We start from the raw sequence: 840 nt of genomic DNA, 5'->3' as shown, positions 1-840 counted from the left end.
AAAGACCAGCCGCTCCGGTTCGGATGCCGCCGGCGCAAACGCATAGCCCTCCAGGTCGAAGCTCTCGAGCTGGTGGGGCGTGGCAATGCGGTGCGTGATGGCGTGGCGCGCCATCAGGCCGCGTGCGCGCTTGGCGTGGAAGCTGATGATCTTGTAGGCGCCGCCCTTCCAGTCCTCGAACACGCATTCGATCACGCGCGCCTTGAGCGCCTTGCGGTCCACGGCCTTGAAATATTCCTGCGAAGCCAGGTTGACGACCACGGGCGTCGTGTCGGCGCGCAGGCGGGTGTTGAGATGCTCGGCGATGCGGCTGCCCCAGAACTGATAGAGGTTGCTGCCCGCCTCCGTGGCAAGGCGCGTGCCCATCTCGAGCCGGTAGGGCTGCATCCAGTCGAGCGGGCGCAGCACGCCATACAGGCCGCTGAGGATGGCCACATGGTTCTGGGCCCAGTCGAGGTCCGGGGGCGCCAGGGTGCGGGCATTCAGCCCCTCGTACACGTCGCCGTTGAAGGCCAGCAGCGCCTGGCGCGAGTTGGCGGCGGTGAAGCGGGGGCGCCAGGCCTGGTAGCGCGCCACGTTCAGCGCCGCCAGCTTGTCGCTCAGGTGCATCAGCGAGGCGATGTCTTGCGGCGCCTGTGCGCGCAGCACCTCGATCAGGGCGGTGGACTGTGCCACGAAGGAGGGCAGGGTGTGCGGCAGCCCCTCGGGCAGCGGCGTGTCGTAATCGAGCGATTTGGCGGGGGACAGCAGAAACAGCATCGGAAGCAGGGCCGGGGTTGGAAATGAAGCAGGCGGTGCGCCGGTGGGGGCGGCGGCGGGGCCGCCCGTCGCCAGCCGGGG

The 840-nt window shown here is 69.0% G+C and carries 1 protein-coding gene; it reads right to left on the bottom strand.

The genetic code is table 11. The features are described from left to right. Positions 1-759, bottom strand: a 759-nt coding sequence (gene yaaA / locus ACDELDRAFT_RS23180) for a peroxide stress protein YaaA (protein WP_005801752.1), incomplete at its 3' end; no start/stop codon positions are given. Between the last annotated feature and the right edge of the window lie 81 nt (positions 760-840).

Source organism: Acidovorax delafieldii 2AN (assembly GCF_000175235.1).
Classification (GTDB): domain Bacteria; phylum Pseudomonadota; class Gammaproteobacteria; order Burkholderiales; family Burkholderiaceae_C; genus Acidovorax; species Acidovorax delafieldii_B.
The sequence above is the reverse complement of the archived record's forward strand: the minus strand, read 5'-3'. Positions and strand labels throughout refer to the sequence as shown.